Origin of the sequence: Flavobacterium pasteuri (assembly GCF_048286615.1) — a bacterium.
In the GTDB taxonomy this organism is placed as follows: Bacteria; Bacteroidota; Bacteroidia; order Flavobacteriales; family Flavobacteriaceae; genus Flavobacterium.
Map to the genome: position 1 here is coordinate 196,104 of NZ_JBLVPN010000003.1, position 27,000 is coordinate 223,103.

Genomic DNA, 27,000 nt, shown 5'->3' on the forward strand with positions numbered 1-27,000 from the left:
ATTATTTTCTTCGTAGTTTTAAAAATTCTTACAAAATAGAGATTGACATGGCAAAAATATTAGGATTAGATTTAGGTACAAACTCGATTGGGTGGGCTTTGATTGATGATAAATTAAATGAAATTATAGGAATTGGAAGCAGGATATTTCCAATGGGAGTTGAGAATTTAGGTGATGGTGATAATGAAATGTCTAAAAATGCGAGTCGAACAGGAGCAAGAGGCGTTCGCCGTCAGTTTTTTAGAAGACGATTAAGGAAGAAAATTTTGTTAAAAGCACTTTCAGAAAATAAAATGTGTCCTATGGATGCAAATGATTTTGAAGATTGGAAAAAAACAAAATTATTTCCTTCGGATACATTATCTTCTTGGTTTGCATTAAATCCTTATGAGTTACGTCAAAAAGCGTTGAATGAAAAACTATCTCTAGAAGAAATTGGTAGAATTTTTTACCATTTAATTCAAAGACGTGGATTTTTAAGCAATAGTAGAAAAGGTGGAACTGATGATGGAGCAATTTTCAAAGGAAATGTAAAAGAAGGCAAAATTGGGATTGATGATACATTAGATAGTATCGAGGGTAAAACGCTAGGTTCTTATTTGTATGAGATTTATCCAAAGGAAAATCAACCTTTTGAAGACGGTTTGGAAAGAATCAGAAACAGATATACCACTCGTAAAATGTATATTGACGAATTTGAATTGATTTGGGACAAACAAGCACAATTTCATTCGGTTCTAAATCATGATTTAAAAACAAAATTTGGAGGAAGAAAACAAGATAATTACGAAGCAGATGGTATTTTGTTTCATCAACGACCATTGCGTTCACAAAAACATTTGGTTGGTAATTGTTCGTTTGAACCCACAAAAACTAAATGTCCAATTAGTGCTATTCCTGTTGAAATGTTCCGAATTTGGCAATGGGTAAATACTGTTGAATATAACGGAAATAAAATTTCTCATTCCGAAAAAGAAAAACTTATTGAGCAATTACTTGTATCAGATAAAATTGAATTTAAAAAATTGCGAAAAACAATTGGTAAAGAAAGTGCCGAATTCAAATTCAATTATAAAGACGATGATAAAATTGTTGGAACGCATACAATTTCTAATTTGTCAAACAAAAAATTCTTTGGTAAACGATGGTTTGAGTTTTCAGATAAAGAACAAGAAGATATTTGGCACGTTTTGTATTTTTTTGATAGTAAATCGAATCTCAAAGAATACGCTATTAATAATTGGAATTTTGCCGAAGAACAAGCTATTGCAATTTCAAAATTTAATGTAAAAGATGGTTATGCAAGCTTGAGTAGAAAAGCAATTGCAAATATTTTACCGTTTCTACAGCAAGAATATACTTATGATGTTGCAGTCGTTATGGGCGGAATTAAAAATGCTTTTGGAACCAAATGGCAAAATGACACTTTAGAAAATAATCAAAAGCAATTAGATTTAATTGATAATGTTGAAGCAATAGTTAGGTCTAAAATCTCTGGTGGTTTTATTGATACGATTAAAGATTTAATTAGGAAAGATTTTGGTTTCGATGAAAGGCAATTAAAGAAACTTTATCATCATTCAGCAACAATTGACATTGTTGATTTGTTAGAAAAATTACCAATAGGAAAAGAAGCTGATAAAGAAATTCAAACTATTAGGAATCCTATTGTAATTACAGCGTTGTTTGACTTGCGAAAATTAGTAAATGAATTAATCGAAGAACACGGACAGCTTGACGAAATAAAAGTAGAAATGGCTCGTGATTTGAAAATCTCTAAATCACAGCGAAATAGAATTCGTAGAGATCAAAAACGATTAGAACGAGAAAATGATAGGGTAAAAAGGGAGGTTGAAAAATATATAAGGGTTTCGCACGATAACATTTTAAAATTCAAACTTTGGGAAGAATGTAAACAAACTTGTCCATATACGGGTGTTGCAATTCCGGTATCTAAATTATTTACAGGCGAAATCCAAATAGAACATATTCATCCCTGGAGTCGTTCGCTTAACGATAGTTTTAATAATAAAACATTGTGTTATGCTAATGAAAACCGTCGAAAAGGAGACAAAACACCTTTTGAATTTTATGGTAATGATGAATTAGATTGGAGCGCAAGAAAAGAACGTGCCTTGAAATTATTTTCGGACACTAAAGAATATCCAAACGCCTATCAAAAATTCAAACGATTTGTGCAAATAAAATTTGATGATGATTTTTCTTCAAGACAATTAAACGATACACGATTTATTAGTAAAGAAGCAGCAACATATTTAACGCAAATTTGTAAAAAAGTAACTGTTTCTCCAGGGCAAATGACTGCCAACTTGCGTCAAAAATGGGGTTTAAATACCGTTTTGAATGATGAAAATGCCAAAACACGTGAAGACCATCGTCATCATGCTATTGATGCTTTGGTTATGGCTTGTGGTAAAACAAGTTATTTGCAAGAATTATCAAAATGGAATCGTTACAACAGAAACTATGATTTAAAAGATTTTCCAATGCCTTGGGAAACCTTCCGATTTGATGCTGAAAAAGCAGTCGATAAAATATTGATTTCGCATAAGCGTATAGCCAATGATATAACTATTCGATACACAAAAGTAGAGAAAAATGGAAAAACGCATATCAATAAAGGGGTTGCTGCACGAGGACAATTGCATAAAGAAACCGTTTTCGGTAAACGAAATTTTAATGGTGATGAAGCATTTCACGTTAGAAAATCGATAGATAGTTTAACAACCGAAAAACAACTTGAAAAAGTGGTTGATGAATCTATTAAAAAATTAATTTTTAAAAGAATTTATGAACTAGGTGGATTTGTGAAAGGCACAATTCCTGCAGGTACTTTTTTTATTGTTGATGAAAATGGAGTGAAACAGCCACAAATTTTCTTACCTAATAAAAATGGTGCGCCAGTTCCTATTTTGAAAATTAGAATGAAGGAAAATATTGGTGGAGCAGAAAAATTAAAAGATAATGTAAACCAATGGGTAAATCCTAGAAATAACCATCACGTATTGATTTACAAAGATGAAAAAGGAAATCTCAAAGAAGAAGTAGTTACATTTTGGACTGTTGTAGAAAGAAAAAGCAAAGGATTTCCAACGTATCAATTGCCAGCTGAAGGAAAAGAAATAGTAACAACCTTGCATATAAACGATATGTTTTTGTTAGGTTTAAATGATGATGAGATAAACTGGGAAAATCCAGATTACGGTGTTTTGAAAGAGCATTTATATAGGGTGCAAAAATTAACATCGGGGGATTATTTTTTTAGAAAACATAAATCTTCAACAGTTACAGATGATGATTACAAACAAATAAGAGGTTTTGGAGAAGGTAAAACAGGATGGTTTACTTTCAATCCAATAAAAGTAAAAATTTCAGTTTCAGGAAAAATTGAAAAATTGTAAATTTGAATGTTCTTTGACATTTCGTTCGACATCTTAAACAGCCAAACCACAACTGAAAGGTATGGCATCCGCCCAGCAGGGATGCAGTAGCTTTCAGTTGTGGTTTGATTAAAGATTAGAAAACACGATATTTTAGTTTCAGACACGTATGTCAACTGCTTAGTTGTGGTTTGATTAAAGATTAGAAAACACGATATTTACGCAATCGGCTACAACCGTTACGTTTAAGTTGTGGTTTGATTAAAGATTAGAAAACACGATATTAATGGTAGAGTCTGATATTTACCATAACTAGTTGTGGTTTGATTAAAGATTAGAAAACACGATATTATGAATGGTTAATTAAAAACGTTCCATTTGGTTGTGGTTTGATTAAAGATTAGAAAACACGATATTAACAGGCTCTTCAATTTGTGCTTTTTGACTGTTGTGGTTTGATTAAAGATTAGAAAACACGATATTAGTAAAAGCGAATACGAAAGAGGAAATTAGTTGTGGTTTGATTAAAGATTAGAAAACACGATATTCACCAAATTAATAACTAATAAATCCAAGTAGTTGTGGTTTGATTAAAGATTAGAAAACACGATATTACGTAAACACAGCAACAGTAGACGCACAAAGTTGTGGTTTGATTAAAGATTAGAAAACACGATATTTTACCCGCCACAGCCTATAACAGCTACTAGTTGTGGTTTGATTAAAGATTAGAAAACACGATATTAGACGTTTATGTTTTAAAAACAGTTGCTGAGTTGTGGTTTGATTAAAGATTAGAAAACACGATATTTATTAATAACTGTTGTAGTATTCTATATTTGTTGTGGTTTGATTAAAGATTAGAAAACACGATATTTTTCCTCCTCTTTCTTTTGTTGCTCCGAAAGTTGTGGTTTGATTAAAGATTAGAAAACACGATATTAGCAGATATACGCAATGTTGTGCTTATAGCGTTGTGGTTTGATTAAAGATTAGAAAACACGATATTAAAGCATTAGAGGAAAACCACGAAGCAATTGTTGTGGTTTGATTAAAGATTAGAAAACACGATATTATAATTCAGCAAGCTAAATATGTTCTTTTAGTTGTGGTTTGATTAAAGATTAGAAAACACGATATTAATAATAAAAATATACCAAATGAATGAATTGTTGTGGTTTGATTAAAGATTAGAAAACACGATATTAATTGCTTGAATTTATTAGAATATGGATTAGTTGTGGTTTGATTAAAGATTAGAAAACACGATATTTTGTTTAACTTCCGACCAAAAAGAACCTATGTTGTGGTTTGATTAAAGATTAGAAAACACGATATTCAGGATCGGTTTTGAAACTTCCATTTAATTGTTGTGGTTTGATTAAAGATTAGAAAACACGATATTAAAAGATTATTGACTATGCGAATTTCGCATGTTGTGGTTTGATTAAAGATTAGAAAACACGATATTATATTGACTAATCAGGGACAATCCTAAACAGTTGTGGTTTGATTAAAGATTAGAAAACACGATATTTAATACCAAAGCGATAGCGGATCAAGCGAAGTTGTGGTTTGATTAAAGATTAGAAAACACGATATTTCTTTAGCGGGTGGATTAGCCTACCTAACTGTTGTGGTTTGATTAAAGATTAGAAAACACGATATTTACTGAAAATTTAACGCTTGGATATGATGTGTTGTGGTTTGATTAAAGATTAGAAAACACGATATTCGATGTAGAAAGTGTTAAGGCTGTCGTTCTGTTGTGGTTTGATTAAAGATTAGAAAACACGATATTAACAGATGGATTTGTTTATGATTGGATTAGGTTGTGGTTTGATTAAAGATTAGAAAACACGATATTTGGACGGATATTAAAGATAAATATTAATTAGTTGTGGTTTGATTAAAGATTAGAAAACACGATATTATAGAAATTTGTATTTACAATAAAGAAAGAGTTGTGGTTTGATTAAAGATTAGAAAACACGATATTGCTAGAAAAATAGCTAATAGCGGTTGGAAGGTTGTGGTTTGATTAAAGATTAGAAAACACGATATTTTAATAATAATTATTCTAGCGGTGGAAACTGTTGTGGTTTGATTAAAGATTAGAAAACACGATATTCGTGTCTCAGGGATGGAGTGAACGAACTTTGTTGTGGTTTGATTAAAGATTAGAAAACACGATATTAGTTGGCTTGTTACCTTCTGATTTTTAAGTGATTATGAATGAATATCGTATAAAAAAATGCCTCTTTTTTGGATTGATAACCCAATATTGAGGCATTTTTTTTGTTTCTGTCATCAAAAATTCGATAAATTAGTATTAGAAATTATATTAATGTGCAGGAATCTATGTTTTATTTTTGGTGCAATCGTAGGGACAGGTCGCGACCTGTCCGTACACAATAATTATGAATAATGTAATAAAATAGCAATGAAAAATAGAAAGCGAAATAGAATGTTGGGATATGATTATTCGCAAAATAATTTATATTTTGTTACGATTTGTGTTCAAGATAGGAAATGTTGTTTTGGTGCAATCGTAGGGACAGGTCGCGACCTGTCCGTACTGTCCGTACCCAATCAAAATCCTGCGCACAATCAAAATCCTGCACATAATGGAAATTGTTCTGCGAATGCTATTACCAAAATCATGCAAAGAAATCAATATGGTACAATAGCGCACGATCGTTTAGTATGGTTAGAAAATCAATACGTATATGTTTTTTTACATTCGTATATCGTCATGCCAAATCATGTTCATGCTATAATTGAAATAGATTCAGACAGGACATCAGAGCAATCGATTAAAATAAAATCATTATCAGAATTAGTAGGTGCTTATAAAACCACATCTTCAAAACAAATTCATTTAGCCGGTTTGTCAGGTTTTGCATGGCAACGTTCCTTTCACGATCATATTATTAGAAACGTTGCATCTTATGAAAGAATTTCTAACTATATCGAAACAAATCAGGAAAGATGGAATACAGATACATTTTTTGAAAACTAAAAAAATACTATTTTAAAATAATTCCAACTGTGTTGGTGCATCAATATTTTCTTGTTTGGCTTTGCCTAAATAGTTGATAATCATCCCAAATTGTTTGTCGGTAATGCGCAGAACACTTACTTTTCCTAATGGCGGAACAAGTCTGTTAATGCGTTTTTCATGGACATCGGCACTTTCGCCACTTGCACAATGCCTAATATAAACCGAATATTGCATCATACTGAAACCATCTTTCAATAAATTTCCTCGAAACTGAGAGGCATTTCTTCTGTCTTTTTTGGTTTCTGTAGGTAAATCGAAAAATACGAACAACCACACTATTCGGTATCCGTTAAGTTCCATAATTTAGGATATTTAATTTTTTTACGGTCTCCTGTAAAACATTGCTGGAGTGAACTTGCCGTTTTTTGTAATCCTACCATTAATGGGCTTTTCTCATCCTTAAAATAAACAGTTTGGGTAAGCATTTGTAATAGTTCCGCTTTTATTGCCGTGTTGAGTTCTTGTTCTTGATATCGTTTCATAATATCAAAAACTTTTTCGTCAACAATGGGACGAAAAGGTTCCATAATATCGTCTGCAAGAGCAAAAGCATTGTATTTACTTTTGTGATGAATACCAAGTGTATTCAATAATCCACTACCTGATAGCGCACGGGCAGTAGCGGCTCTTAAAATAGCATATCCATAGTTTAAAAAATTGTTGGGATAATCGCCATAACGTTCTCTTTTGATACCGTCTTTTTCATGATTGGGTAAAGGGAAATTTTTCCAATATTGTTGTGCCGCAACGCCTTCCATATTTGTAGTATCACCGCTTAAAACTTTACTGGCCAGAAATTCAAAGGTGTTCTTATTTTTAGTGATTTTTTCTAATAATTCTCCTTGATTTTTAATTTTCTCAATAATAGTTTGTTGCCATAATTGTTTTTTTAGTGGAATCGAAGCTTCTATTTGATTTTTAAATATTTCTTGTTGAATGTGGTGGCTGTTGAGGTTAAGAAACATTCCGTTAGGCAGATGGTTATTGCCACAAATAATAATTGCAGTATTGTTTTCTACAATCAAATTCATGGCGGGAATACTGAGATAAATTTCAGCATGATCGAGAACTAGGAAACCAATGTCTTCTATTGGTATTGTATTTTCCCTAACTTCGGATTTGAGTACTAATTGTTGATTTTTCGTCGTGATTGAGGATTTGTTTTCGACGAGGATTGTTCTTTTTATCATAATTTAAAGTGTTAAATTAAATTCAAGAATTTGATTATCAGTCAAATTAACACAATAAATAACCAACTGTTTTACGGGAAACCTCAATTTGTCTTTTAAATTACTGACATAAAAAAAAAACGTCTTGTTTTAAAACAACATGACCCAAAACGAGTAACGCTAATTTTAAAACAAGACGATTCAAATATTCTTAAATTATTTTTCTACTTACTTATTCCAAATCTTCCAAGCTTTCTCTGCTTGAAAAATAAGCATGTCTAAGCCGTTTTTGATTTGGGCGCCTTGTTGTTTGGCTTTTTTTAGGAATTGTGTTTCAGCAGGATTATAAATCAAATCATAAGCAATATGCTTCTCTGTGAAAAATTCGTATGGAATTAACGGAAACGCATCTACATTAGGGCTTGTTCCTACCGGAGTAGCATTTATGATAATTTGGTAATTATCAAATGTTGTTGCGTTGATTCGGTCGTAATCAATTCCATTTTCTTTGGCTTCTCTCGAAACAAAAGTATACGGAATATCAAGCTCGTCCAAAGCAAAAGCTACTCCTTTTGAAGCGCCGCCAGTGCCTAAAATCAAAGCTTTTTTATGGTGCGGTTGTAATAACGGTTGTAATGATTTTTTGAAACCATAATAATCTGTATTGTAGCCTTTCAACTTGCCTTTTTTGGTAATTTTAATGGTATTGACAGCACCAATTAGCTCCGCTTTTTTAGATAATTTATCCAAAAATGGAATAACCGTCTCTTTGTACGGAATGGTAACATTCATTCCTTTTAAATCCGAAGTGTTTTTAATTACCTCTGGAAAGGCTGCTATTTCGGGAATATCAAAATTTTCATAAGTACAACCGGCAAAGTTTTCGCTATTGAATTTATCTGTAAAATATCCTTTAGAAAAGGAATAACTAATGTTGCGTCCTAATAATCCAAAGCGTTTTATAACTGTATCAACCATTATTGTTTTTTATGTTTTGCAATATAATTCTGCACCATTTTTTTTGCCCAAACTACTGGAAATAAATCTTCTAAAAGAATGTAATTATCAAAATTTAATCGTAAGGCATTGCTCAAATGGAATTTTGCTTTTGTGTTATCAGTTAGCATAAAATAGAATCCTGCCAAACGATATTCAATTTCATTCTCTTCCGGAAAATACTCTGAAGCTTGTAATAACGTTTGTATAGCGCTTTCGAATTCTCCTAAAAACTGAAGAATATCCACCCAGAATAACCAAGTGTCTAAACTATAATCACCAAATTCCACTGCTTTTCGGTATCCAAATTCTGCTTCTTCAAAGAAGTTCATTTGTTTATTGATAGTCGCAAAGCGTTTCCAATACAAGCGGTTTTGGTTGTCAATAGTTAATGCTTTGTTGACATAAAACAACGCTTTTTGGTAATTTTTTTGACGCACGTAAAAGTCAGTGATGGCAATCCAACCTTTATCTAAAAGCGGATCTTCATGAACGGTTTGGTTGAAATATTTTAATGCCAGCGCTTTGTTGCCCAGTCTTTCATAACATTTTCCCATTCGAAGTAAAGCGTACGAAGTTGCATCATCTAATTCGATTGTTCTGCTGTAGCTTTCTATGGCTTCATCGTATTTTTTTAATCGCTCAAAAGCTTTTGCTTTTTCCATGAAAGCGCCAAGGAATTCATCATCGATTAAAGTAGCATAATCAAAGGCGCGAATCGCATTTTCATATTCTTTAACTCCATAATGCAAACGCCCTAATTGATGCCAGGCGATTTCGCTGTATGGGTTTTTCTCAATGTATTTTTTTAAATAACTGATTGCTTCTTGGTTTTGATCTAAAAACTCAAAACAATACACTACGTTGTACAATGCTGATTGATCTTCCAAATCTTCTTCTAAACACTTGATAAAGCTTTGTTTTGCCATTTCAAGATTGTCCATAAAAAGGTATTCCATGCCTATTAAATTATAAACATCAGCAAAATCATCGGTATATTTTAAAGCTATTTTTAATAATTCAACTGCCTTTTCGTGTTGGTCTCTTTTAGAACAGATATTAGCTTTTTGAATATAAATTTCTTCATTGGTTGGTTCAATGGCATACAACTCATTTAATAGCTTTTCGGCTAATTCGAGTTTGTCATCATAGACCAGCATTTCCACTTGAACTAATTTTAGTCCGGTAGATTTTGGGTGTTGTTCCAATGCTAGTTTGAGTGCTTTTTTTGCTAAAGCGGACTTACCCATATCGAGATAATGAAGAATGATTTCTTCAAATTCTTCGGAGTCGAAAAAGAGCACTTTGTTGGTTTTCAACATGGACTCAAATTTAGACAGGGATAAGTTATAGTCTTCTTCTTCGTTGCTTAATTGCATACTGTGTTTTTTTAATTCGGCCTAAATAAATTTAGGTAATCGTGGGTGTACTGTGAGGGAAAGTTAGAATTGTTGTGAACAATTTAATTAACAAAAAAGGATAGGTTTAAACTGATCTCATAGCCCTGATAAGAGTGGAAATTCTTTTACTTTTGGCAGCAAAAAGTAAAAGATTTTAACGGATAGCAGGACACGAGCGAAGCGAACTGACGAAGTAAATAGCTCCCAATTTTTCTAATTATTTTGATTAGGTATTTTGATGTGATTTCCATCTTACTACTTCTGAAATCAAAAATCGTTAATCATCATTCTTCAATCATTATTTCATCCATTACTTCAAGTATGATACTGCAACCTTCTCGTATTTCTCCTTCAGAAATGGTTAGAGGAGGTGTTATTCTAATGGCGCAACCTTCAAACAGTAACCAGAATAAAATGAGTCCTTTGTCTTGACATTTAAGAATAACTTCGTTTGTTATATCGGCACTTTTGGTCATTGCTGCTAGCATCAATCCTTTTCCTCTTACTTCTTGTATCAAAGGATGTACCAAAAGTGATCTGAATAGCTTTTCTTTCTCCATCGCTTCGGCCATGAGATTGGTCTCAGTTATTTCCTGCAAAGTTGCCAAGCAGGCTGACGCAATGACAGGGTGACCTCCAAAAGTGGTGATATGCCCCAGTTTTGGATTATCGCTCAATAAATCCATCATTGCTGATGAAGCTGTAAAAGCGCCTACTGGCATACCGCCGCCCATTCCTTTTCCCATGACTACGATATCAGGAACGACATCATAATTTTGGAATCCAAAAAGTTTTCCGGTTCTCCCAAAGCCTGGTTGGATTTCGTCAAGAATCATCATCGCACCAACTTCGGTACAGCGCTCGCGCACTTTTTTAAGGAAATCATTGTGCGGCTGAATAAATCCGGCGCCACCTTGAATGGTTTCCAGAATAATTCCAGCCGTTTTAGTCGTTATTTTTTGTAAATCTTCTTCGTTGTTAAAGGTGATGAAATCAACATCAGGAATCAACGGGCGAAAGATTTGTTTGCGTTCTTCAAATCCCATGACGCTCATAGAACCCATAGTATTGCCATGATATGCATTATGACACGAAATCAACTGGCTTCTTCCAGTAGTTCTTCGGGCCAGTTTTAAGGCGCCTTCAATAGCTTCTGTTCCTGAATTGACTAAATAGGTTTTGTCTAAAGGTGCAGGTAGGAGTGAGGCTAATAATTTGCAATATTGTACCGCAGGACTTTGTGAATATTCGCCATAAACCATGACGTGAGAATATTTGTCTAACTGATCTTTGATAGCTTGATTGACTCTTGGGTGTTGGTGTCCCAAAGCGCAAGCGGAAACTCCAGCCACAAAATCCAAGTATTTCTTAGCATTAGTATCGTAAATGTAAGAACCTACAGCATGCGATACTTCCACACCCAATGGATACGGTGAGGTTTGCGCTTGGTATTTTAAGAAATCGGTATTCAAAATTTATTTTTTTAATCGTTTATTGGATTAGTCGTTTTCAGAAAAACTGAATACTGCGACTGAACACTATTTTTTCCCTTTCTTTTTATCGTAATTCAGGGTTTCTTTCCTGATTTTCATAGGAATATCCTCTTTGGCTTCAGCCGCCTCAGCAGCTTTTGCTATTTTGTCGTTGTCTTCATTTTCTTCTGGAGGAAAAATATCGTCCTTGGATTTTATTCGTTCTTCACCCCGCCAGACTAATCCTCGCAGTTTACGGGCATTTTCTGGCAATTCTTTTTCGGGATAGATTTCGCCATCTACTTGCTGAAAAAAGGTGATAGTTTCGATTTCATTTTTTTCTAAAATAAGATTGATTTTACTGCTCACATTCTTATTGATACCAATGAGTTCTTGCGCTTCGTTCCGCATGTAATAGATGACTTCGGCATTTTTTACAATATCGACATCATGAAGTTTTCCTTCCTCAAATTTACCATAGAGATTTTGTCCCTTGACTTGATTATAGCCGGTTCCTATCGTGTCTTTGGAGACTATAAACGTATTATTGAGGACTTTGAGCGAATCTAGTTTTTTGGTGTTATTGTTTCCTATAAGATGCATTACATCACCTGTAATTTGATTTTCTGCGTTCCAAAGTATTGGATTACCAATCATTTTTGTCAATGCAGTTTTAGAACTCGAATGAATCGAATCGCATTTGCCACTCATATCAGTTTTAAAAAATCGGACATTATTGAACGCTCTTATAATTCGGTTTCCTTCTTTTCCTGTAACCATTAATTTTTTTCCGTGGATGTAAACCGAGTCATTTTCGACAAAATTCACTGCAAGGGCTCTTTTGGTAACGTACATCGAATCCAGTTTTTTATACACTTCGGCATAATGTCCTTTTACAATTCCGCGATTGATAGAATCCGTTATTTTTACATTTCGTGTTGCCGATGCAAATTCCCGGTTTCGATCATAATACAAACTATCGCCTTTAATCACTCGATCATCGTATCTGATGTAGGATTTGTTCAGGAAATGCGCCAGATTTTTTTTGGTGTCATAAAAACCTTTTTCGGTATAAATATAATTGGCTTTACTGGTAATTGTTGAAGGTCCAAAAAGATACGAATGCCCGGAATTACTGAAATAATCCAAGTGATTTGATTTAATTACATACGTTGGATTTGTGATGGTAACCGCAGTCAGGAACTGGAATTTTTTTTGTTTAACGTAATATCTTCCTGAATTACTTTTAAGCGTATTGTCTTTGTTCGTAATTGTCCCTGGAGTATCGTAAAATACTTCTTGAATGTTTCGGTCAAAATTAATTATTTCTGTGGTCAAAGTTGCATCTGGGGAACTCATTACGGCATCTCCGGAAGCATACGCTTTTTTTACATTTCCGTTGTATTCCGCATATTTACTGTTCAAAAATAAAGTGTCACCTTGGACCATTTGTACATTTCCAAAAGCTTTTATGTAGTTTTCTTTTTGGAAATAATAAGCTTTGTTACATGTCATTACAACGCCATCATGATTGATACGTACGTTTCCCATAAGTAATAAAGCATCAGGAACTTCTACTTGATTTACATCGGCAAAATCAGAGTTTTCTACAATAATTTTTTTGGGGGCTTGCGCCAAAACCAAATTAGTGACAAACAGTAGGAAACAATAACGAAGGAAAAACAGTGATTTCTTCAATGGATTTAATTTTTGTCAAATTTATGAAAAAGGAAACAATCCTAATCCATATTAGGATTTATTTATAATTAGTCAATGGGGAGTCAAAGCTATGACCTTTCTTCCTTAAAGTTATCAACAAATGCCGTAACTCCTTCGTTGTAGTGTTCTTTTTTAAAAACAGAATTATTTAATTTCAAACGATATAGACTTCTTTTATTTAAAAAATATTAAATTTAAAAATTGATATTCATTTTGCTATAAAAAGAATTGAAATCAGTATAAATAATTTTTTATGATGAAAAAAATAACTATTGTTGCAGGGATAAGCGCGATGCTTTTTGCAACGGCTTGTAAAACGAAAGATTTAAAAATGAACGTAGAACAGAAACAGTTAGTCAATAATAAAAAAGAAGTTGTATATCAGGTTTTTACCCGATTGTTTGGAAATAAAAATACCACCAATAAACCATGGGGGACTATTGAGGAAAATGGAGTAGGGAAGTTCAATGATTTTACGGAAACAGCTTTGCAGGAAATCAAGGACTTGGGAGTTACTTATGTTTGGTACACCGGAGTTCCGCATCATGCTTTGATTCGGGATTATTCCGCTATTGGGATTTCTAATGATGATCCTGAAGTGGTAAAAGGACGAGCTGGCTCTCCTTATGCCGTAAAAGATTATTACAATGTAAACCCAGATTTGGCCGTAAATCCTGAGAATCGATTGCAGGAATTTGAAGCTTTAATTGCGCGAACGCACAAAGCAGGATTAAAAGTGATTATCGATATTGTTCCCAATCACATTGCGCGCAAATATGAAGGGAAGATCAATCCGGTAGGTGTTAGAGATTTTGGTGCTGATGATGATACAACTGTTGAATACAAAAGAGATAATAACTTCTATTATATTCCAAATACACACTTTGAAATCCCGGATACGGACAAACCATTAAATGGAGAAAAGAATCCATTAATTGATGGTAAATTCGCAGAAAGTCCTGCAAAATGGACTGGTAATGGTTCCCGTATGGCAAAACCAGATCGTAATGATTGGTACGAGACCGTAAAAGTAAATTATGGTATTCGTCCGGATGGCTCCAAGGATTTTCCGGAACTCCCAGCTGGTTTTGATACCAAATCGTATCAGGAACATTTCGATTTTTGGAAAGGAAAAGACGTTCCGGATTCTTGGGATAAATTCAAAGATATTGCCTTGTATTGGACTGCAAAAGGAGTGGATGGTTTTAGATTTGATATGGCCGAAATGGTGCCGTATGAATTTTGGAGCTACATGAATTCAGCCATTAAAGTAAATAATCCGGATGCTTTTTTATTAGCCGAAGTCTATAATCCTAAAGAATATAGAAATTATATTCATCTGGGTAAAATGGATTATTTGTATGATAAAGTAGAAACCTATGATAAATTGAAAGATGTTATTCAAGGAAGATCTTTGCCTGATGGACTATCAGATATACAAAACGGAATGGCTGATATTGAGCATCACATGTTGCATTTTCTGGATAATCATGATGAACAGCGTTTAGCAAGCCCGGAATTTGCAGGAACACCACAAAAAGGAAAGCCTTTGATGGTGGTTTCGACTACTATAAGCACTTCGCCTACGATGGTTTATTTTGGTCAGGAAGTAGGTGAGGCTGGGAATGAAAATGCAGGATTTGGTACTCATTCCAGAACATCAATTTTTGATTATGTTGGAGTTCCAAGTCATCAACGCTGGATGAACGGCGGTAAATTTGATGGTGGTCAGTTGACAAAGGATGAAAAGGAACTGCGTGATTTTTATAAAAAATTATTGAATTTCTCTTTGAATAGTACTGCTTTAATGGGTAAATACCAAGAAATTCAAACAGTGAACCGCCAAACAACTCAAGGTTACGATCCTGGAATTTATGCTTTCACACGCTGGTCTGATACTGAAAAACTAATAGTTGTCACTAATTTTTCTTGGCTTACCACTAGTAATTTCGAATTAAAAATTCCTTCAGATATCATTCAAAAATGGAATTTGAATGATGGAAATTATACAATAACGGATCAATTATACCATAAAAATGCTATTCAGCTGCAGGTTTTGAATGGTGAAGGGAAAGCACAAATTACCATCGCACCTTCAGAATCATTCATTTATCAATTGTAAAAAGAATTTTTTTGTACTAACAAAAGGATAAAAAAAAATGCTGATATAAATTTATATCAGCATTTTTTATGATTAAAAGCGAAAGTTATTTTTTTGCAATAGCATCATAATTTTCTTCTACTTTTCTCCAATTGATGACATTAAAAAACGCATCGATATAATTTTTTCTTCTGTATTGGTAATCTAAATAATACGCATGTTCCCAAACGTCTAAAGCTAATATTGGAGTTCCGGGAATAAGTGCATTACGCATCAAAGGATTGTCTTGATTAGGAGTACTGGTTACTTGTAGTTTTCCAGTTCTGTCCACTATAAGCCACGCCCAACCGGAACCAAATTGTTTTGTTGCTTCGTTTTTAAATAGTGACGTAAAGTTATCAAAAGATCCAAAATCTTTGATAATAGCTTCTGCTAATGCATTTGTTGGTTCTCCTCCAGCTTTTGGAGCCATACATTTCCAGTATAAAGAATGATTGTAAAATCCACCGGCATTGTTACGAAGAGCAGCATCATTAGGATCTAATTTTGACAATACTTCTTCGATTGTTAAATTTTCTAAAGGCGTTCCTAATACCGCTTTATTCAAATTGTTTGTGTAGGTCAGATAATGCTTGGAATAATGCATTTCTAAAGTAGTAGCTGATATACTTGGTGCCAACGCATTGTATGCGTAAGGTAATTTTTCAAGTTGAAAAGAACCTTCTTCTGCTTTTACGTCATCGGGAGATCCCATTATGGCAACAGTTTGTTCTGTTGTAGGTAACGGTACTTCCACTACCTCAGTTAATTTCTTATTGTTGCAAGAAAGTAAAGTGATAAATAAAAATAAAACAGAAATTAAAAAATTCAGCTTTTTCATATGAAGATAATATTTGTTTTTAGCGGAATATGGTATCGCCATTCTTCATTCCTATTTGTGATTTGGAATCATAGCGATTTCATAATTTGTATTATTTTTCGATCAGTATGTTAATTGTTTCTATGTATTGTTCCTTGGCTTGTTCAGCTGTCAGATGGCTAATTTGCATCCAGGCATTAGTTTTAAAAGCATCTCTCAAATGGTATGATGAAGTTTGTTTTAAATCTAAAGTTCCAAAAGTTGCTTGTTTGTAAAAAGCATAAAGCCGCAATTGGACATCTTGAGGTAAAGATGCCTGCGTCATTTCAGAAGCTATTTCTACTGCTTCTAAAAACCGAGTATCTAAATCTTTTTTGATCATGCTTATTTTGTAGCGATAATAGTTTTACCTCCAATTGCTTTTTGATTCAATACTACATTTACGGGTGTTCCTAATGGTAAAAAGATATCTACTCTTGAACCAAATTTTATAAAGCCAGCATCAGTTCCCTGAATTACTTGCATTCCTTCTTCGGCGTAATTTACGATTCTCCGAGCTAAAGCTCCAGCTATTTGACGGTATAAAATTTCACCAAATGTTTTGTTTTCGATAACAACCGTAGTTCTTTCATTTTCTTCACTGGCCTTAGGATGCCATGCCACTAAGAATTTTCCTGGATGATATTTACTGAATTTTACAATTCCACTTAATCCATAACGCGTAACATGTACGTTTATTGGAGACATAAAAATGGAGATTTGCAAGCGTTTATCTTTGAAATATTCGTTTTCAAACACTTCTTCAATAACCACAACTTTACCGTCTACAGGAGCAAGGATATGATTTTCAGTGATTATCACTGTTCTTTTTGGATTTCTGAAAAATTGTAGGATAATAATCAAAAGCAATAAAGTAGCTATTTGTATAGCCATTTTGATCCAGTTGATGTCTATGAAATTGTCAGACAATAAAAGGACAACAGCAGTGAAAATAGTGCCTAATAAAATAGATTGGGTTCCTTCTTTATGAAACATAGTTTAAAATTTTATAAAATAAAAATATTATTGGTGCTACAAATATAACACTATCTAGTCGATCTAGTATACCTCCATGACCAGGCATTATACTTCCGCTGTCTTTTACGCCTGCTATACGCTTAAATTTAGATTCAATTAAGTCTCCAATTGTACCTGCGATTCCAACAATAACGGCTATTGAAGTCCAAATTAAAATGGATCTGTCACTAAATTCAGGATTAGCCTTTATGTAGTATTTAGAGATTAAATAACCCGCTAAGATTGCAAAAAGTATTCCGCCTAAGAACCCTTCAATTGTTTTTTTAGGAGATATTTTTTCAAATAATTTAGTTCGACCTATGGATTTACCTGCAATATAGGCAAAAGTGTCATTGGTCCAAATTAAGATAAATAATCCAATTATAATTTTTGGATTGTAATCATTTATTCCAAACGAAATTTTTGTGATAAATACAAAAGGAAGAATAATATATCCCAATAAATAAAGGTATTTTGATGAAGTGCTTATTTTTTGAATGTTGTCATAAAATAAAAAAAGAATACATTTTATAGATACGACTAATGCTATGACTAATAAAACGACATCTAATTGTTGGATATTTATTGCTATCTCTAAATCAGTATCGAATGTCTGATTGATAGTATCTGTAGTGATTTTATTGTAATGGCTTACTAAAGTTACTATTGTATATAAAGCCGTTCCAAAAAGTATTGGAAATATTTTTTGTATTTGGATTAAATTACAAAATTCATAAACTGCAATAATGAGAAATATACCAAAAAGGATAAAAAAGCTTTCAGTAGAATATAAAATAGAAGCGAGTAATAGTATAATATAAACAGCTCCTGATATACCTCGTTTTAGAGTTTCATTCATCTTAAAGATCTTCTAAAAGCAATAAATATAGATTTTTTGCTGAACTTCCGTATTGTGTGAAATCTTCTTCTTTAGCTTTCTCGAAATATTTTATTGTAGTAATATTGGTAGGATAATCTCTTTCATATTTCTTTTTTATAGCACTAAGTCCATCGCTTTTTGCAGCAAGGATTTGGCTTGTATTCGCTATAATAATAATATTAGTGGGTAGCTCGTTTGGTTTGTTCTGTTTAATTTGTTTGGAGGAAAATAATATAGAACCTTCTTCTGCAATTAAATTTTCACAGCTCGCAAGAAGAAATTTTGGATTAGTAGGCTTGTTGTAAGTTAGTTTGTTATCATCAAGCATTCCAAAAAGATTTGGTTCATAGCACAAAACTTCACTCTCAAACCAATCATTTTCTTCTAGTATGTTTTCAAATTGTTCTTTTAATTCTTCAGCGTTTTCGCAGTACAAAAATTTACCTCCATTTTTTTTGAAATTGTAGATAAATCTTTCATCTATAGAGGTTGTATTATCAGTATGGGATTTACTAAATTCACTTTCTTGATCTTCATCAGAAGCCGGATTATTGGAACCAAAAATTTTTCTAAAAAGACTCATATTTTTGTAAAATACTATAATTTGTTATTTGAAAACGTCCAAAGATAAAAAAATCTTAATTCAAAAGTAGATTTTGAATTAAGATTTTAAAAATTATTAAATAATTTGTGTGTTTTCTAAGATACTACTTCCTCTAGATTTTTATCAAATGTTCTTTTTCCGAAAATAGCTTCTAAGTCATCTTTAAAAATCACTTCTTTCTCGATTAAGATATTTGCCAGTTGATCTAGTTTATCTTTGTTCTCTTCTAATATTTGAATCGCTCTTTGGTATTGGCCTTCAATCAGTAATGAAATTTCTTCATCAATAACTCTGGCTGTTTCTTCTGAATACGGTTTAGAAAAGTTGTATTCGCTTTGTCCTGTTGAATCGTAATAGGTTACATTACCAATTTTTTCATTCAAACCATAAACGGTTACCATAGCACGAGCCTGTTTAGTAACTTTTTCTAAGTCACTTAAAGCACCAGTAGAAATTCTGTTAAAAGTTACTTTTTCAGCAGCTCTTCCGCCCATAGTTGCACACATTTCGTCTAGCATTTGATCCGGACGAACAATTAAACGTTCTTCTGGCAAATACCAAGCGGCTCCTAGACTTTGTCCTCTAGGAACAATAGTAACTTTAATTAATGGAGCTGCATGTTCCAGCATCCAACTAACGGTTGCGTGTCCTGCTTCATGAATAGCGATTGCTTTCTTCTCATCAGGAGTTACAATTTTATTTTTCTTTTCAAGTCCACCTACAATTCTGTCTACAGCATCAAGGAAATCTTGTTTATCAACTGCAGTCTTGTTGTTTCTTGCGGCAATTAAAGCTGCTTCATTACACACATTTGCAATATCCGCACCAGAAAACCCAGGAGTTTGTTTGGCTAAAAAGTCAGTATCTAATCCTTCAATTTTTTTCAAAGGAGCTAAGTGTACTTTAAAAATCTCAGCACGTTCACGAATGTCTGGTAGGTCTACAAAAATTTGTCTGTCAAAACGACCTGCACGCATTAATGCTTTGTCCAATACATCAGCTCTGTTTGTAGCAGCTAAAACAATTACATTAGAATTAGTTCCAAAACCGTCCATTTCTGTCAGTAATTGGTTCAATGTATTCTCACGTTCGTCATTTCCACCGGACATATTGCTTTTTCCTCTGGCTCTACCTACCGCATCAATTTCATCAATGAATATGATCGCAGGAGATTTTTCTTTGGCTTGTTTGAATAAATCACGCACACGAGAAGCACCTACACCTACAAACATTTCAACAAAATCAGAACCAGATAAAGAGAAGAATGGTACTTGGGCTTCACCTGCTACAGCTTTTGCCAATAAGGTTTTTCCAGTTCCAGGAGGCCCTACTAGTAATGCTCCTTTTGGTATTTTACCACCCAGATTAGTGTATTTTTCAGGATTTTTCAGGAATTCAACAATTTCTTGTATCTCTTCTTTTGCTCCTTCTAAACCAGCTACATCTTTAAAAGTAGTTTTGATGTCTGTTTTTTCGTCAAAAAGTTTAGCTTTAGATTTTCCAATGTTAAAAATCTGGCCTCCACCGCCCCCAGCACCGCCCCCAGACATTTTTCTCATGATAAATATCCAAACGGCAATAATGATAATGATTGGTAATAAACTGATTAAAATATCAGACCAATTATTTTTTGGCAAGAAGTTAAAATCTTTCAATTTACCGTCAGCAACCGCTTTTTCCAGTTTATTTTGGAAAATTTGATCGTTACCAATGTCAAAAGTATAATGAGGACCTTTGTTCGGTCTGTCAAATACGTCTTTAGAAACTTTTTTGTGTGCTGCATCTTTCAATGCTGCTGCATTAAGAAAAACTTCAGCTTCAGTTTTGTTGTAAACTATAACTTTCTCGATCTGGCCTTTTTCTAAATAATCGTTAAATTTAGAAGAAGTTAATTGACCTGGTTCGTTTAAACTAGAACCGCCAGTTATAAAACTTATAAACAAGAAAATTAATAATATTGCAGTGTAAATTAACCAAGGGCTTATTTTAAACTTATTCGAATTTGGATTATTATCTTTAGCCATTACTAGGAGTTATGTTTCTTTAGTATTTGTTTTCAATGGTAGTTATTTTTGCATCGCCCCATAAACTTTCGATGTTGTAATATTCACGGATGTGTTTTTGGAATACATGAACCACAATATTTACATAATCCATTAGTACCCATTCTGCATTATCAGTTCCTTCAACATGCCATGGCTTGTCTTTTAATTCTTTGGAAACGGTTTTTTGTATGGAGTTTACTATGGCGTTAACTTGTGTATTTGAATTACCGTTACAAATTACAAAATAGTCGCAAACCGCTGTATCTATTTCTCTTAAATCAAGGATGGTAATATCATTTCCTTTTACTTCTTCTATCCCCTTAATAATGTTCGCTAATAGAACGTCATTATTTATAGTCTTTTTCGCCATGAATTATTTTTATATATAAGTTTGTAAAGTTACCATTTTTTGTGATTATTTTTGAACCTTAACACAATATTAAATTCTGTTTCACAAAAAACTGTATATGAAACTAATCAAACTCGATGCCATAGATTCTACAAACGAATTCCTTAAAGGCTTATCGAATAAACAAGAGTTGGAAAACTTTACTGTTGTAACTGCTGAGAATCAAACAAAGGGGAAAGGTCAAATGGGTGCTGTTTGGGCCTCTGAGACGAGTAAAAACTTAATAATGAGTATTTTGGTTAAAGATTTTTTGGTAGATATTTGTCAGATTTTCAACCTGAATATTGCAGTTTCACTTGCTGTAATTGAAGTTTTAGAATCATTTAAGATTCCCGATCTTAGTATAAAATGGCCTAACGACATAATGTCATACAACAAAAAAATAGGTGGCATTTTGATTGAAAATAGCATCAAAAGTGACGGAACTATTGTTTCTATTGTAGGTTTAGGACTAAATGTGAATCAAACCAATTTTGAAAATCTACCAAAAGCCTCTTCTTTGGCGGTGATTTGTGATGCAAAATTTGATAAAGACGAACTTCTTTTTTCCATTTGTGATGCAATAGAAAAAAATGTGAAGGTATGTAAACACAATGCTGCCGTTTTGTGGTCAGATTATAGTGATAAATTATATAAAAAAGGGTTGCCAATGCCTTTTTCAAATCAAATGAAACAAAATTTTATGGGGATAATTCAAGGCGTTTCTTCAGTTGGGAAACTGCAGGTTCTTCTGGAAGATGACACTATTGCTGAATTTGATATCAAAGAAATTCAAATGTTATATTAATGGCTGATTGTAACAATTAAATAAAAAACCCTTTCAGGTTTGAACTGAAAGGGTTTCCTATATTTATTTAATGTGTTGTTTACAATTTAGTCATATTTCCGGCTAAAGTTTCGATAAATTTTCCAATTGGTCCTTTTATCATCATTGCCATCATAGGATTAAAATCACCTTCGAAATCAAGTTTTACATCACTGGAGTTCTCAGAAACTGTATCGATGTTCGCTATCAATGTAAATGGAAGTTTATCACTTGCCGCTCCTAGAACAATTTTGCTTGGAGCTACTTTTTCTTTCATTTTTAGCTTAATTTCTGGCATTCCTTTTAATCCAAAAATAAAAGCATCGTCACCAATAACTTCAAATTTAGCAATGTTTTCGGGCATTAATTTTTCAAAATTTTTGACATCACTTAACAAGTCAAATAATTCTTGAGCTGATTTTGGGACGCTAACTTTTGGACTTTCTAAGTTCATATTTCCAGTATTTTTTTTATTTTTTTAAACTTCAATGTTCCAAGTGGATGGACTCACATTCCATTCTCTTAAAGTTTGTTCTTCCTCGTCTGTAATATATCTTTTGGCAACGGCTAAATTCAATAAATTTTGATAATTACTTAGCGTGTATAAATCCAGATGCGCATTTTTGAAATTTTCATCAGCAACATCAAAACCGTAGGTAAAGATTGCTGCCATTCCTTTTACATTAGCTCCAGCTTCACGTAAAGCTTCAACAGCAAGCAAGCTGCTGTTTCCAGTACTAATCAAATCTTCTACAACAATTACATTTTGTCCTTTTTGTAAAAAACCTTCTACTTGGTTTAGTCTTCCGTGTTTTTTTGCTTCTGGACGAACATACACAAATGGCAATCCCAAACTTTCCGCTACGAGCATTCCAATTCCTATTGCTCCAGTGGCAACACCAGCAATAACATCTGGTTTACCAAATTGTTTCTCAATATTTTTGGAAAATTCATCCCGGACGTAATTCCTTACGGCTGGAAATGAGAGGATTAATCGGTTATCACAATAAATAGGCGATTTCCATCCAGAAGCCCATGTAAAAGGATTTCTTGGATTCAATTTAATTGCATTTATTTGCAAAAGAAATTCGGCTGTTTTTTCGGCTGTATCTTTATTAAAAATCATAGTACAAATGTATAAAGTTTTTGTTAACGACAAACCACTTTTTTTGACAAATCACATCTCTAAGGAGACGGATTTTCAATTGTTTTTATTAGAAAGTATTGACATAGAGCAACTTATAGTAAAAATATTTCAAAATAAAATTCAAAAAGCCTACCTATATCATCCTGATGAAAGCGTTATTTTGAAGACTTTGAAAGCAAAAATACCTGTTACCAAAGCTGGCGGCGGTTTAGTTTACAATAAAAAAGGCGAAGTTTTGTTCATTTTTAGAAATGGAAAATGGGATTTACCAAAAGGTGGAATCGAAAAAGGAGAAGAAATTGATGCCACAGCCATGCGTGAAGTAGAGGAGGAGACTGGTGTAAATGGCTTGACAATATCCCATAAACTTCAAAAAACCTATCATGTTTTTAGACGTAATGGAAAATACAAATTGAAAATTACACATTGGTTCGAAATGCAATCTGATTTCGAAGGAACGCCACAAGGGCAATTAGAAGAAGGAATCGAAAAAGTAGCTTGGATGAATCCAGAACAAATAAAAGAGGCGTTAAAAAACTCTTACGAGAATATAAAATTATTATTTGAAGAAGAAAAGCTCCTGAAATAGGAGTTTTTTTTATTTTAAGATGCGATATATAGGATATTGTAAATGTGCCTTTTCATAATAAACAGAATGTTTGTAAATCCAGTCCAGTTGCGCTTCTGGATTATTGATGAAGTTTACGTCGCTTTGTTTTTTTAGATCGAATTCGGTTTTCAGTTTTGGATTTTCTTTTAAAATCTGTGTTGCTGAATCTTCAAAAACATAATCTGAATACCCTTCTTTTTGTTGCAACATCGTATCGAAAAAGTTCCAGTTGAAGAAAGAATCGATTGCTTCTGGTTCTAATGTTTCCAATAAATATTTGATTCCCTTTTGTTGCGTAGGAATTATGTAATCTCCTTTGGCGAAAGCCACTTTCTCCATTTTAGAGGTTACCGAAGTGTTTCGGTGCAAATAATGTCCTTCATAAGCAGAATTTGTCGTTTTAAAATCCGCAATTTTATAGCTTTCTACTTCAATTATGGTGTCTTTTTTTAGTTGGGTATAGATAATCGTATTACTTTTTAATAAATCAATTATTGGCCAAAATCCCCTTGGAATTATATACGCTTCCGGAATGATTATTTCTTTTATTGATTTGAATTCCTTGCTATACGGAATGTCCTTTTTGAATGGTTTTGTACGGTCATAAAACAAGCGATTTCCAGACGTTACGTCACTTTTCTTATAACTGGCTTCATAGCCTAAAAACGAAAAAGGAACCGTTTTGGTACTGTCTATTTCCCATTTTAGCGTGTACGCTTTGTTAGGTTGGTACTGCTCCTCATTTTTCAATCGTAGTTGTTTGATTTTTTGATAATTTGCATCCGTAAAATCGATTGCGGAACGCATGTATTCGTATGTTACTTTCACACGATCAGCGTATTTTTTCAGCATGTGTGTTTCCACCACAAACCCAATGGTATTGAATAATGAAGTATAGCCCGTAGCAAATCGTGGGCTTTCAAAAAATTGACCAAAACCTTTATCCGGAGTATCCTGAAAAGCATTGACATAAGGAGTAGTTTCAATGTCCTTTTTTTGTAAATCTTTGACCAAAGCAGGCATCATTTCGGTATTTGAAAAATCCCCTAAAACAGTTCCTAATTTGTTGTGCTGGGTCATAATGTAGGTAAGTTTGTATTGATAATCTGCGCCATTGCTAACGTGATTATCAATAAAAACATCGGCATTTATTTTATGGAAAATATCCACAAAACTTTTCGTGTTTCTCGTATCAGATTTGATGAAATCGCGATTCAAATCGTAGTTTCTGGCATTACCACGAAAACCATAAATTTCCGGTCCGTCCTGATTGGCTCTTGAAGTCGAATTTCTGTTTAAAGCGCCTCCAATATTATACACAGGAATACAAACGATAACGGTATTTTTTGGTGCTTTTATTTTGCCCAAAGCTAAATCTCTAAACAATTGCATTGAAGCGTCAATTCCGTCTGGTTCTCCTGCGTGAATACCATTATTGAGTAGGATTACGGCTTTGTTTTTTTTGATGATTCCAAAATCAAATTGCTTTTCAGGATTGAAAACAACCATGTGCAACGGTTCACCGCTGTCTGTTAATCCCATTTTTTGCATTTCGATAGTAAGGAAATCATCTGCCAGAAGTTTATAATAAGCGATTGTTTCTTGGTAGGATGCTGATTGATTTCCATTTCCTTTTTCGAAAAAAGTATCGTATTTATTCGTTTTTTGTGCAAAAGTACTGATGGAGAATAGTAAAAAAAGGAATGTGAAAAATCTCATATTTCGGTTTTTAAATGGAATATCAAATGTAGCTTTTTTTCGATTGGTATAGAAAAGATAGCAAAAAAAGGAAGCTCCCAATTTTAAAAAATGAAAATTTTTAATTCAAAATTCATAACTCAGAATTAAAAATTACCTTTGCAAAATGAATAAGAAACACCATTCCAATAATATACTTTTGAATTTAGGCATCGAAAGCCTGAACGAAATGCAGGAAGTAGCACAAGATACCATCCTGAACGACAATAATGTTTTATTGCTTTCGCCAACAGGTTCCGGAAAAACTTTGGCTTTTTTGTTGCCTATTTTAGAAATGTTACAGCCTGAAATTCAATCGGTTCAATGCTTGATTCTGGTTCCATCACGTGAATTAGGATTACAGATTGAGCAAGTTTGGAAAAAAATGGGAACTGATTATAAAGTAAATGTATGCTACGGCGGGCATTCCATAGATACCGAGATTAAGAATTTAAGCAATCCTCCAGCGGTTTTAGTAGGAACTCCGGGAAGAATTGCAGATCATATCGACAGAGGAACTTTTCGTGTGGATAAAATCCAAACGCTGATTTTGGATGAATTTGATAAATCCTTGCAATTGGGTTTCCATGAGCAAATGTCATTTATCATTGGAAAATTAACGAAACTTAACAAACGTGTTTTGGTTTCAGCAACTTCCGATATAGAGATTCCAAGATATACAAGAGTCGTAAACCCAACGATTTTAGATTTCATTCCAGAAAACGTGGACGAAACGAATCTTTCCATGAAAATGGTCGTTTCAAAAGAAAAAGACAAAATAGGAAGTCTGTTCAACTTGATTTGTTCGTTGAAATCCCAATCGGCAATTGTTTTTTGCAATCATCGTGATGCTGCAGAACGCATCAGTGATACATTGAACGAAAAAGGGATTTATGCCACGTATTATCATGGCGGAATGGATCAGGACGAAAGAGAACGGGCTTTAATCCAGTTCAGAAACGGAAGTGTAAGCTATTTAATCACAACTGATTTGGCTGCCCGTGGTCTTGATATCCCCGAAATGAATCACGTAATTCATTATCATTTGCCATCCAAAGAAGATGAATTTACCCACAGGAACGGACGTACAGCACGTATGTTAGCTTCTGGAACGGCGTATATTATTGCTCATGAAAGTGAGAAAAAAATGGATTATATCGATTATGGTATGACTGTTTTGAAAGTAGAAAATGCTAATTCATTACCAAAACCACCCGAATTTCAAACCATTTATATTAGTGGCGGAAAGAAAAATAAATTGAATAAAATTGATATCGTAGGTTTCTTTTCCCAAAAAGGAAAACTCGAGAAAGGCGATTTAGGATTAATCGAAGTGAAAGATTTTATCTCGTTTGCTGCCGTGAAATTCAACAAAGTGAAAGATTTGCTGCATGCCATTAAAGACGAAAAAATGAAAGGCAAAAAATTTAAAATTGAAGTCGCCAGAAAAGTGATTAAGAAAGAGGAAGAGTAGTGAATGGTGAGTAGTGAATAGTGGAAAAAATACTGATTCCTTTTCTAGTGTT

Annotated in this window: 22 protein-coding genes and 1 CRISPR repeat array; of the genes, 6 read left to right on the forward strand and 16 right to left on the reverse strand. The window is 33.3% G+C overall.

Annotated elements, in window-relative coordinates:
- The first annotated feature begins 47 nt into the window (after window positions 1–47).
- Window positions 48–3,422 carry a type II CRISPR RNA-guided endonuclease Cas9 gene (gene cas9, locus ACNQF6_RS05845; RefSeq protein WP_417964101.1) on the forward strand — a complete coding sequence of 1,125 codons (3,375 nt, stop codon included), beginning with the start codon at window positions 48–50 and terminating at the stop codon, window positions 3,420–3,422.
- Between the two features lie 96 nt (window positions 3,423–3,518).
- Window positions 3,519–5,598: direct repeats of the CRISPR family, unit length 36 nt; unit sequence GTTGTGGTTTGATTAAAGATTAGAAAACACGATATT.
- Window positions 5,599–5,844: 246 nt separating this feature from the next.
- A complete protein-coding gene (locus tag ACNQF6_RS05850) occupies window positions 5,845–6,423 on the forward strand; it encodes a transposase (protein ID WP_417964103.1) in 579 nt (192 codons plus the stop codon).
- Between the two features lie 12 nt (window positions 6,424–6,435).
- Here the strand turns inward: ACNQF6_RS05850 and cas2 are convergent, their stop codons facing one another.
- From cas2 to ACNQF6_RS05880, 6 genes are all read right to left on the reverse strand, one after another.
- The gene (cas2, locus tag ACNQF6_RS05855) at window positions 6,436–6,765 is read right to left on the reverse strand and encodes a CRISPR-associated endonuclease Cas2 (RefSeq protein WP_417964105.1); all 330 of its coding nucleotides are present in this window, start codon (window positions 6,763–6,765) and stop codon (window positions 6,436–6,438) included.
- The gene (cas1, locus tag ACNQF6_RS05860; protein WP_417964107.1) at window positions 6,741–7,655 is read right to left on the reverse strand and encodes a type II CRISPR-associated endonuclease Cas1; all 915 of its coding nucleotides are present in this window, start codon (window positions 7,653–7,655) and stop codon (window positions 6,741–6,743) included. Before cas1 ends, cas2 begins: the two co-directional genes overlap by 25 nt.
- Window positions 7,656–7,862: 207 nt before the next feature.
- Window positions 7,863–8,612 carry a shikimate dehydrogenase family protein gene (locus ACNQF6_RS05865; RefSeq protein ID WP_417964109.1) on the reverse strand — a complete coding sequence of 250 codons (750 nt, stop codon included), beginning with the start codon at window positions 8,610–8,612 and terminating at the stop codon, window positions 7,863–7,865.
- A complete protein-coding gene (locus ACNQF6_RS05870) occupies window positions 8,612–10,009 on the reverse strand; it encodes a tetratricopeptide repeat protein (RefSeq protein WP_417964111.1) in 1,398 nt (465 codons plus the stop codon). Before ACNQF6_RS05870 ends, ACNQF6_RS05865 begins: the two co-directional genes overlap by 1 nt.
- Before the next feature lie 305 nt (window positions 10,010–10,314).
- On the reverse strand, window positions 10,315–11,502 hold the full coding sequence (locus tag ACNQF6_RS05875; RefSeq protein WP_417964113.1) for an aspartate aminotransferase family protein: 1,188 nt from the start codon (window positions 11,500–11,502) through the stop codon (window positions 10,315–10,317).
- A gap of 66 nt (window positions 11,503–11,568) precedes the next feature.
- Complete coding sequence (locus ACNQF6_RS05880; protein WP_417964115.1) at window positions 11,569–13,200, reverse strand: OstA-like protein; 1,632 nt, start codon at window positions 13,198–13,200, stop codon at window positions 11,569–11,571.
- A gap of 274 nt (window positions 13,201–13,474) precedes the next feature.
- Here ACNQF6_RS05880 and ACNQF6_RS05885 point away from each other — a divergent pair, with 274 nt between their 5' ends.
- Window positions 13,475–15,343, forward strand: a complete 1,869-nt coding sequence (locus tag ACNQF6_RS05885; protein WP_417964117.1) for an alpha-amylase family glycosyl hydrolase — start codon at window positions 13,475–13,477, stop codon at window positions 15,341–15,343.
- 85 nt (window positions 15,344–15,428) lie between these two features.
- Here ACNQF6_RS05885 and ACNQF6_RS05890 read toward each other — a convergent pair whose 3' ends face one another.
- The 7 genes from ACNQF6_RS05890 to rsfS form a co-directional block, all read right to left on the reverse strand.
- Window positions 15,429–16,202, reverse strand: coding sequence for a superoxide dismutase (locus ACNQF6_RS05890; protein WP_417964119.1), 774 nt, complete (start codon window positions 16,200–16,202; stop codon window positions 15,429–15,431).
- 91 nt (window positions 16,203–16,293) lie between these two features.
- On the reverse strand, window positions 16,294–16,563 hold the full coding sequence (locus ACNQF6_RS05895; RefSeq protein ID WP_417964121.1) for an acyl-CoA-binding protein: 270 nt from the start codon (window positions 16,561–16,563) through the stop codon (window positions 16,294–16,296).
- Between the two features lie 2 nt (window positions 16,564–16,565).
- Entirely contained in the window at window positions 16,566–17,216 is a 651-nt protein-coding gene (locus ACNQF6_RS05900; protein WP_417964123.1) for a phosphatidylserine decarboxylase family protein, read from the reverse strand.
- Window positions 17,206–18,096 (reverse strand): phosphatidate cytidylyltransferase, encoded by an 891-nt coding sequence (locus tag ACNQF6_RS05905; RefSeq protein ID WP_417964125.1) that lies wholly within the window; start codon window positions 18,094–18,096, stop codon window positions 17,206–17,208. Before ACNQF6_RS05905 ends, ACNQF6_RS05900 begins: the two co-directional genes overlap by 11 nt.
- Before the next feature lies 1 nt (window position 18,097).
- Window positions 18,098–18,700 (reverse strand): lactate utilization protein B/C, encoded by a 603-nt coding sequence (locus ACNQF6_RS05910; RefSeq protein ID WP_417964127.1) that lies wholly within the window; start codon window positions 18,698–18,700, stop codon window positions 18,098–18,100.
- Between the two features lie 116 nt (window positions 18,701–18,816).
- Complete coding sequence (gene ftsH / locus ACNQF6_RS05915) at window positions 18,817–20,745, reverse strand: ATP-dependent zinc metalloprotease FtsH (RefSeq protein WP_417964129.1); 1,929 nt, start codon at window positions 20,743–20,745, stop codon at window positions 18,817–18,819.
- Window positions 20,746–20,764: 19 nt separating this feature from the next.
- Window positions 20,765–21,136, reverse strand: coding sequence for a ribosome silencing factor (gene rsfS, locus ACNQF6_RS05920; RefSeq protein ID WP_126455820.1), 372 nt, complete (start codon window positions 21,134–21,136; stop codon window positions 20,765–20,767).
- 97 nt (window positions 21,137–21,233) lie between these two features.
- Here rsfS and ACNQF6_RS05925 point away from each other — a divergent pair, with 97 nt between their 5' ends.
- Window positions 21,234–21,962 carry a biotin--[acetyl-CoA-carboxylase] ligase gene (locus ACNQF6_RS05925; RefSeq protein ID WP_417964131.1) on the forward strand — a complete coding sequence of 243 codons (729 nt, stop codon included), beginning with the start codon at window positions 21,234–21,236 and terminating at the stop codon, window positions 21,960–21,962.
- Window positions 21,963–22,041: 79 nt separating this feature from the next.
- Here ACNQF6_RS05925 and ACNQF6_RS05930 read toward each other — a convergent pair whose 3' ends face one another.
- Window positions 22,042–22,434, reverse strand: a complete 393-nt coding sequence (locus tag ACNQF6_RS05930; protein ID WP_417964133.1) for an SRPBCC family protein — start codon at window positions 22,432–22,434, stop codon at window positions 22,042–22,044.
- A 24-nt stretch (window positions 22,435–22,458) separates the two neighbouring features.
- Window positions 22,459–23,106 carry an orotate phosphoribosyltransferase gene (pyrE, locus tag ACNQF6_RS05935; RefSeq protein WP_417953317.1) on the reverse strand — a complete coding sequence of 216 codons (648 nt, stop codon included), beginning with the start codon at window positions 23,104–23,106 and terminating at the stop codon, window positions 22,459–22,461.
- Between the two features lie 7 nt (window positions 23,107–23,113).
- Here pyrE and ACNQF6_RS05940 point away from each other — a divergent pair, with 7 nt between their 5' ends.
- The gene (locus ACNQF6_RS05940; protein ID WP_282743840.1) at window positions 23,114–23,716 is read left to right on the forward strand and encodes an NUDIX hydrolase; all 603 of its coding nucleotides are present in this window, start codon (window positions 23,114–23,116) and stop codon (window positions 23,714–23,716) included.
- A 9-nt stretch (window positions 23,717–23,725) separates the two neighbouring features.
- On the opposite strand, the gene ACNQF6_RS05945 is transcribed toward ACNQF6_RS05940, so the two are convergent.
- Entirely contained in the window at window positions 23,726–25,456 is a 1,731-nt protein-coding gene (locus ACNQF6_RS05945; protein ID WP_417964135.1) for a M14 family metallopeptidase, read from the reverse strand.
- A 145-nt stretch (window positions 25,457–25,601) separates the two neighbouring features.
- Between ACNQF6_RS05945 and ACNQF6_RS05950 the strand changes: the two genes are divergently transcribed.
- Window positions 25,602–26,948: a DEAD/DEAH box helicase gene (locus ACNQF6_RS05950; RefSeq protein ID WP_282743842.1), complete on the forward strand. Its 1,347-nt coding sequence runs from the start codon at window positions 25,602–25,604 to the stop codon at window positions 26,946–26,948.
- The last annotated feature ends 52 nt before the right edge of the window (window positions 26,949–27,000 follow it).

Bases quoted from the DNA above. Each gene is read 5' to 3' on its own strand.
- ACNQF6_RS05870 (WP_417964111.1), bottom strand. From the start codon at position 10,009: ATGCAATTAAGCAACGAAGAAGAAGACTATAACTTATCCCTGTCTAAA.
- rsfS (WP_126455820.1), bottom strand. From the start codon at position 21,136: ATGGCGAAAAAGACTATAAATAATGACGTTCTATTAGCGAACATTATT.
- ACNQF6_RS05905 (WP_417964125.1), bottom strand. From the start codon at position 18,096: ATGAATGAAACTCTAAAACGAGGTATATCAGGAGCTGTTTATATTATA.
- cas9 (WP_417964101.1), top strand. From the start codon at position 48: ATGGCAAAAATATTAGGATTAGATTTAGGTACAAACTCGATTGGGTGG.
- ACNQF6_RS05910 (WP_417964127.1), bottom strand. From the start codon at position 18,700: ATGAGTCTTTTTAGAAAAATTTTTGGTTCCAATAATCCGGCTTCTGAT.
- ACNQF6_RS05850 (WP_417964103.1), top strand. From the start codon at position 5,845: ATGAAAAATAGAAAGCGAAATAGAATGTTGGGATATGATTATTCGCAA.
- pyrE (WP_417953317.1), bottom strand. From the start codon at position 23,106: ATGATTTTTAATAAAGATACAGCCGAAAAAACAGCCGAATTTCTTTTG.
- ACNQF6_RS05925 (WP_417964131.1), top strand. From the start codon at position 21,234: ATGAAACTAATCAAACTCGATGCCATAGATTCTACAAACGAATTCCTT.
- ACNQF6_RS05865 (WP_417964109.1), bottom strand. From the start codon at position 8,612: ATGGTTGATACAGTTATAAAACGCTTTGGATTATTAGGACGCAACATT.
- ACNQF6_RS05900 (WP_417964123.1), bottom strand. From the start codon at position 17,216: ATGTTTCATAAAGAAGGAACCCAATCTATTTTATTAGGCACTATTTTC.
- ACNQF6_RS05885 (WP_417964117.1), top strand. From the start codon at position 13,475: ATGATGAAAAAAATAACTATTGTTGCAGGGATAAGCGCGATGCTTTTT.
- ACNQF6_RS05945 (WP_417964135.1), bottom strand. From the start codon at position 25,456: ATGAGATTTTTCACATTCCTTTTTTTACTATTCTCCATCAGTACTTTT.
- ACNQF6_RS05890 (WP_417964119.1), bottom strand. From the start codon at position 16,202: ATGAAAAAGCTGAATTTTTTAATTTCTGTTTTATTTTTATTTATCACT.
- ACNQF6_RS05930 (WP_417964133.1), bottom strand. From the start codon at position 22,434: ATGAACTTAGAAAGTCCAAAAGTTAGCGTCCCAAAATCAGCTCAAGAA.
- ftsH (WP_417964129.1), bottom strand. From the start codon at position 20,745: ATGGCTAAAGATAATAATCCAAATTCGAATAAGTTTAAAATAAGCCCT.
- cas1 (WP_417964107.1), bottom strand. From the start codon at position 7,655: ATGATAAAAAGAACAATCCTCGTCGAAAACAAATCCTCAATCACGACG.
- ACNQF6_RS05940 (WP_282743840.1), top strand. From the start codon at position 23,114: ATGTATAAAGTTTTTGTTAACGACAAACCACTTTTTTTGACAAATCAC.
- cas2 (WP_417964105.1), bottom strand. From the start codon at position 6,765: ATGGAACTTAACGGATACCGAATAGTGTGGTTGTTCGTATTTTTCGAT.
- ACNQF6_RS05895 (WP_417964121.1), bottom strand. From the start codon at position 16,563: ATGATCAAAAAAGATTTAGATACTCGGTTTTTAGAAGCAGTAGAAATA.
- ACNQF6_RS05950 (WP_282743842.1), top strand. From the start codon at position 25,602: ATGAATAAGAAACACCATTCCAATAATATACTTTTGAATTTAGGCATC.